This is a genomic window from Thermoleptolyngbya sp. M55_K2018_002 (assembly GCF_015295965.1).
Taxonomy (GTDB): Bacteria; Cyanobacteriota; Cyanobacteriia; order Elainellales; family Elainellaceae; genus Thermoleptolyngbya; species Thermoleptolyngbya sichuanensis.
In genome coordinates this window covers 1-6,060 of sequence record NZ_DVEA01000369.1, presented here as the reverse complement: position 1 = coordinate 6,060, position 6,060 = coordinate 1, and the positions used below count along the sequence as shown (strand labels likewise).

Genomic DNA, 6,060 nt, shown 5'->3' with positions numbered 1-6,060 from the left:
CGCTTTCGGGTCAGCCGCAGAGGTTGGGTAGCGACAGACTTGGGTCAGTGTGCAACGTCCCAAAAGGGATTAGGGGGGCGATCGCCCAAAGGTGTTGGTGTTGCCAGATGAGGGCGATCGCCCAGAAGTGTCGGTGTTGGGATTGCAATCGTCAGAGGGGCAATCCCACAAGTTTTATGCAGTGCTAGGAAGCTGCTGCTCTGTAGCAAATAGTCTTTTTTGGGTTAGGAAGGTGGGATTAGGTGATAAACGTGGTGAAAGAGTGGGAGCGATCGCCCCAAACCCGCTATTTTTAATGAAGGGCTTTCCGGCTCTCACTCCCAACTCCTGACCCCTGATCTTTGAAATATGCTGAACCGCATTCTTGACCTCCTCCGCCAGGGCCAGCCCAACGATGCCGTGAGCGTGCGTGGCTGGGTGCGGACGAAACGTGAACAAAAGGAGTTCACCTTTATCGAGGTGAACGATGGCTCCTCGATGGCGGGGCTGCAAGTGGTGGCTAATCAAGATATGCCGGGATATGCCGAGGCGATCGCCCGCATCAACACGGGTGCAGCGGTGGAAATTTCCGGTGTGCTGGTGGAGTCGCCCGCTAAGGGGCAGCGGATTGAGCTACGGGCAGAGTCGGTTACGGTCTACGGCGAGGCAGACCCGGAAACCTATCCGCTGCAAAAGAAGCGGCACTCATTTGAGTTTTTGCGGACGATTGCCCACCTGCGATCGCGCACCAATACTCTCGGCGCAGTCTTCCGCGTCCGCAATGCCGCTGCTCAGGCAGTGCATCATTTTTTCCAAGAGCGGGGTTTTCTCTGGGTTCACACGCCCATCATCACGGCGAGCGACTGTGAGGGCGCGGGAGAGTTATTCACCGTCACGAATCTAGATTTGAAAAATCCGCCCAAGACGAAAGAAGGCGAGGTTGATTTTGGGCAAGATTTCTTCGGCAAACGCGCCTATCTCACCGTCTCCGGCCAGCTAGAGGCGGAAATCATGGCGATGGCGTTTTCCAATGTCTATACTTTTGGCCCCACGTTTCGCGCCGAAAATTCCAACACGTCGCGCCATTTGGCGGAGTTCTGGATGATTGAGCCAGAGATGGCGTTTTGCGATTTGCTGGGCAATATGGAACTGGCCGAGTCCTTCCTGAAGTATGTGTTCAAGCATGTGCTAGAGACATGCCCAGAAGATATGGCGTTCTTTAATGAGCGCATTGAAAACACAGTGCTGGAAACAGCCGAGAATATTATTAACAGCGAGTTTGCGCGGATCACCTACACAGAGGCGATCGCCCTATTGGAAAAGAGCGATCGCACCTTTGAGTACCCTGTTTCCTGGGGACTGGACTTGCAATCGGAACATGAGCGTTACCTGGCAGAGGAATTGTTTAAGAAACCGCTGATCGTCACGGATTACCCTGTCGAGATCAAGGCTTTTTATATGCGGCTGAACGACGATGGGAAAACGGTTCGCGCAATGGACGTGCTTGCGCCGCGTATTGGGGAAATCATCGGTGGATCACAGCGCGAGGAACGTCTGGATGTCTTGGAAAAACGCATTCAGGACTTAGGAATGCCCATCGAAGATCTCTGGTGGTATCTCGATCTACGACGGTTTGGCACGGTGCCCCACGCAGGCTTTGGGCTTGGGTTCGAGCGTTTGGTGCAATTCATGACGGGAATGCAAAATATCCGCGATGTCATCCCCTTCCCCCGCACGCCGCTCAGCGCTGAATTTTAGGCAGCAAGCGGGTCTGCGAACCGAAGTGCGAACCGACGCGCCAGCCGAAAAGAAAAACCGCCTGCGGGGCTGAATTCACAGGCGGCCATGCAGAGGTTCTCTGCCCGATTTAGGGTGAAGCGGTAGCTCAGACAGGAGAAGCCTCTGACGCTCGGAATGCAGCGAATGTGTCCAGCACGTTTGCTGAGGGAGCCGTCCAGCCGACGATGCCGCCCTGCGCCCGTACCATTTCCAGGGTCGCCTGCTTAAATTCTGGAAAATAGCTCTCGGTGCAATCTTCCACCATCAGGCATTCATAGCCGCGATCGTTGGCTTCGCGCATCGTCGTCTGCACACACACCTCAGTGGTCACGCCCGTCATCAATAAGTGGGTGATGCCGCGCTCTGCCAAAATTGCGCCCAGCGGTGTCGCGTAAAATGCGCCTTTTCCTGGCTTAGAGATGACGATTTCACCCGGCAGCGGAGCCAAATCGGGAATAATGCCGTTTCCCGGTTCCCCCAGCACGAGAATTCGCCCCATCGGGCCCTCGTCGCCAATTTTCAGTGAGCCTTTGCCCCGATTGAGCTTGGCAGGCGGGCAGTCGGATAGATCGGGCTGGTGGCACTCGATCGTGTGGATCACAGGCAAACCCAGTGCCCGAAACGCTGCCAGCAGTTCCTTCAGCGCTGGAACGATTGCCTGGAGTCGCGTTACGTCATTCCCTAGCGCATCGCCAAAGCCGCCTGGTTCCATAAAGTCACGCTGCATGTCGATGATGACTAGTGCCAGTTTCCTCAGGTCGTCTGGCAGGGTGTATTCGTAAGGAAGCGCTGTGATGGTTAGACCCATGATTGGTGTTCTCCGACAGGTCGGTTTGGGATTTTGGGTTTTGGGCTTTGGGTTTTGAATCTTGGGTTTTGAATTTTGGATGCGTGGCTAATGGCCGGCCATGCTGGTGCCGATCGCCCCAAAGTCTGCTTCACTCGTTGGACTGTCGTATACAAACTTGCCGCCGCTGATGACGATGAGGCGATCGCTCAATTTCAGCAGTTCATCCAGATCCTCACTGACCAGCAGCACCGCCACGCCCCGGTTTCGGGCATCTACGATCTGAGTGTGGATGAAGTCCACCGCGTTAAAATCCAGACCAAAGCAGGGGTTTGCCGCAATCAGCAGCTTGATGTGATCGGCAGACAATTCCCGTGCCAAAACCGCACGCTGCACGTTTCCGCCAGAGAGATTTTCGACGGGCGTTTCGGGTGATGGCGTTTTGACGGAAAACTGGTGAATCAGTCCCACCGCCATGTTCCGAATCGCGTTCAAGATCAGCATGATTCCTTTTGCCTGGGGTGGGCGATCGAACGTTCGCAGAGCCATGTTCTCTGCGACGCTCATATGTGGAACGCAAGCGTTCTTTAGCGGTTCCTCCGGCAAGGCAAAAACCTTGTGTTTGAACATTTCAGCACGGGTCGCGCTGTAGGGTTCACCGTTGACCCAAATCTCGCCAGACGTGGGTTCGCGCTGTCCTGCCAGCACTTCTACTAGTTCTCGCTGACCGTTCCCCGAAATGCCTGCAATGCCGACGATCTCGCCGCTGTGAACGGTTAAGTTCACGCCTGAGACAGCCTCTACGCCGTTGTCTTTGTTGGCGTGTAGATCCCGCACTTCCAGCACAGGGACTTTTTCCAAGTCGTTAACTTTGTTAACAGGTGTTGGCTCTTTTTTCTCGCCCATCATCATTTCTGCCATCTCTGGCACGGTCAGATCCTTCACCAGACCGCTGCCCGCAAACTTACCCTTGCGTAGGACTGTAATCTCGTCGGTAAAGGCCATCACCTCACGGAATTTATGCGAAATCATCAGCACGCTCAGCTTGCCATCGGTGACCTGTTCGCGCAGCAGACCCAGGACTTCGTCCGCCTCGGCAGGGGTCAGCACCGAAGTCGGCTCATCCAGAATCAGGATGCGGCTCTTCAGATAAAGCTGCTTGAGAATTTCCAGCTTTTGTTTTTGTCCGGCGGCGAGTTGGGCGATCGGCACGTCGATCGGCACGCGGAAGGGCGAAGCATCCATAAAGGCTTGAAGCTCTTCTAGTTCATCCTTCCAGTTGATTAGCGCCTTGCTTTCGTAGCGAGACAGAACCAGGTTTTCGGCGACCGTCATGGCAGGAACGGAGGTGAAATGCTGATACACCATGCCGATGCCGTAGTGGTGTGCATCGCGGGGATTGGCGATTTTTACCGGTTTGCCGTCGATCAGCACGGCCCCAGAGGTAGGGGAATAAAAGCCCATGATGCACTTGACTAGGGTGCTTTTGCCCGCGCCGTTTTCGCCCAGCAGCGCGTGAAAGCTGCCAGGTTTGAGATGCAGCGATACGTTATCCAGCGCGATGAGTGTGCCAAAGTGCTTAGACATGCCTGTGACCTGGAGATCGGGCGGACGCTCGACTTGGAGGGTTGGGCTGGTTGTGGCGATGGAAGTCATGAGGGGTGATGGGGTTAGAGGTTAACCAAGGTCGAAGATAGGGCTGTTTGAGATGCGATATGCAGAGGAAATGTACTGATTAATGAATCTGCTGATGAATCTGTTGATGATTCAGACTTTATGAGGCGATCGCCTCGATAAAGGAACGTGAATCGGATACCGCGCCGAACACGCCGCCCTGCATTTTGATCATCTTGAGGGCGGCCAGATGATTGCCATAATCCGTTGCAGCAGTACAGTCCGAGAGCAGCAGACACTCATAGCCGCGATCGTTTGCGTCCCGCATGGTGGTATGCACACAGACATCAGTGGTGACTCCGACAAGGATGATATTTTGAATACGATTGCGCTGTAGCACAAGATCTAGATCGGTCGCGTAGAAGGAACCCTTGCCGGGTTTATCAATCACCACTTCACCGGGCAGCGGCGCAAGCTCAGGAATGATTTCCCAGCCGGGTTCGCCGCGCACCAGGATCTTGCCACAGGGACCCGGATCGCCGATGCCTGCCCCGATTTGGCGCGATCGCCACTGTTTGTTTTCTGGCAAGTCTGACAGGTCGGGGCGATGTCCTTCGCGGGTGTGCATGACGTGATAGCCCTGCGCCCGTGCTGCCGTCAGCACTGCCCGAATCGGCTCGATCGGCGCACGGGTCAGCGACAGGTCATAGCCCATCTTGTCCACATAGCCGCCGGGCCCGCAAAAGTCAATCTGCATGTCGATGACCAGCACGGCCGTATTTTCGGGATGCAGCTCACCGTTAAACGGATAAGGATAAGGATCGGCTTCTACAAAACGTCCCATACATCAACCTCCTTCCTGAATCAGCTATCGGTTCCCAATGCGCCCGGAACGCCGCTGAGCGTCCGTTTGGGTGAGCAGGTAAAAATCATGATCAGCAGCGTCAGCACGTAGGGTGCGGCGTTGAATAAGTAATAACCTTCCTTAATACCAACGGATTGCAGCGCTGGGCCGAGGGCCTGTGCGCCGCCAAAGAGCAGCGAAGCCCAGAGACACATGATCGGGTTCCAGCGGGCAAAAATCACCAGCGCCACTGCCATCAAGCCCTGACCACTGGAGATCCGCTCCGTCCATAGGCCGGGATAATACAGCGACAGCGCCGCGCCGCCGATGCCCGCTAGGAAACTTCCGGCAATGACGCTGAGCATCCGCACTTTGAAAATTGACACGCCCATAGCGCGGGCGGCTTCGGGACTGTCGCCCACGGCGCGGATAAAGAGTCCCCAGCGGGTGGAGCGGAAAAACCACGCCATGAGGGGGGCGATCGCCAGCCCAATTAAAAACAGCGGACTAATTTGCAGCGCGGCTTGCAGGGCGGGAACCTCGCTCCAGTTGCCCAGGTCGATTGTCGGCAACTGCGGCGCTTTGGGCTGAATAAACGGCTTGCCAAAGAAGAATGCCACGCCGCTGCCAAAGATAATCATGGCGATGCCCACCGCCACATCGTTGACTCGAAACTGCTGCGATAGCCAGCCGTGGATTGCGCCGAGAAACGCTCCCGCTAGCCCTGCGGCGACCACACCCAGCCAGGGTGAGCCAGTGAGATAGGAGATCGCGTAGGCCGCCATCGCGCCCGTCAGCAGCGTCCCTTCCAGACCCAGGTTAATTTTGCCGCTCTTTTCCGTCAGGCACTCGCCCAGGCTGACGAACAGAAAGGGTGTGCCGCCGCGCATGGTTCCCGCAATAATCGCCAGGGGAACACCAAGCCAGCCGATTGCTTGTGAGGGTTCTGACATAGTTAGAGTCTTGGGTTGGAGTGTTGGGTTGGAGTATTGAGTTGGAATATTTGGGTTGTTGGGGTACTTCTGATCAGGCGATCGCTCTGCTGCTCCACCGCCTC

The 6,060-nt window shown here is 55.8% G+C and carries 5 protein-coding genes; 1 reads left to right on the top strand and 4 read right to left on the bottom strand.

Annotated features, from left to right (window positions below; translation table 11 throughout):
• Window positions 1-348 precede the first annotated feature (348 nt).
• Window positions 349-1,737 carry an asparagine--tRNA ligase gene (gene asnS, locus IGS51_RS19135; protein WP_297080389.1) on the top strand — a complete coding sequence of 463 codons (1,389 nt, stop codon included), beginning with the start codon at window positions 349-351 and terminating at the stop codon, window positions 1,735-1,737.
• 127 nt (window positions 1,738-1,864) lie between these two features.
• Here the strand turns inward: asnS and IGS51_RS19130 are convergent, their stop codons facing one another.
• The 4 genes from IGS51_RS19130 to IGS51_RS19115 all read right to left on the bottom strand — a co-directional run bounded on the left by IGS51_RS19130 (window position 1,865) and on the right by IGS51_RS19115 (window position 5,956).
• The gene (locus tag IGS51_RS19130; RefSeq protein WP_297080388.1) at window positions 1,865-2,566 is read right to left on the bottom strand and encodes a cysteine hydrolase family protein; all 702 of its coding nucleotides are present in this window, start codon (window positions 2,564-2,566) and stop codon (window positions 1,865-1,867) included.
• Between the two features lie 87 nt (window positions 2,567-2,653).
• Window positions 2,654-4,201 (bottom strand): ABC transporter ATP-binding protein, encoded by a 1,548-nt coding sequence (locus tag IGS51_RS19125; RefSeq protein ID WP_297080387.1) that lies wholly within the window; start codon window positions 4,199-4,201, stop codon window positions 2,654-2,656.
• A 118-nt stretch (window positions 4,202-4,319) separates the two neighbouring features.
• Window positions 4,320-5,003 (bottom strand): cysteine hydrolase family protein, encoded by a 684-nt coding sequence (locus tag IGS51_RS19120; protein ID WP_297080386.1) that lies wholly within the window; start codon window positions 5,001-5,003, stop codon window positions 4,320-4,322.
• 20 nt (window positions 5,004-5,023) lie between these two features.
• The gene (locus IGS51_RS19115; RefSeq protein ID WP_297080385.1) at window positions 5,024-5,956 is read right to left on the bottom strand and encodes an ABC transporter permease; all 933 of its coding nucleotides are present in this window, start codon (window positions 5,954-5,956) and stop codon (window positions 5,024-5,026) included.
• Window positions 5,957-6,060: the final 104 nt, after the last annotated feature.

What these genes read in the sequence shown, in the direction of transcription:
- asnS (WP_297080389.1), top strand. Translation starts at nt 349, where the DNA reads ATGCTGAACCGCATTCTTGACCTCCTCCGCCAGGGCCAGCCCAACGAT.
- IGS51_RS19130 (WP_297080388.1), bottom strand. Translation starts at nt 2,566, where the DNA reads ATGGGTCTAACCATCACAGCGCTTCCTTACGAATACACCCTGCCAGAC.
- IGS51_RS19125 (WP_297080387.1), bottom strand. Translation starts at nt 4,201, where the DNA reads ATGACTTCCATCGCCACAACCAGCCCAACCCTCCAAGTCGAGCGTCCG.
- IGS51_RS19120 (WP_297080386.1), bottom strand. Translation starts at nt 5,003, where the DNA reads ATGGGACGTTTTGTAGAAGCCGATCCTTATCCTTATCCGTTTAACGGT.
- IGS51_RS19115 (WP_297080385.1), bottom strand. Translation starts at nt 5,956, where the DNA reads ATGTCAGAACCCTCACAAGCAATCGGCTGGCTTGGTGTTCCCCTGGCG.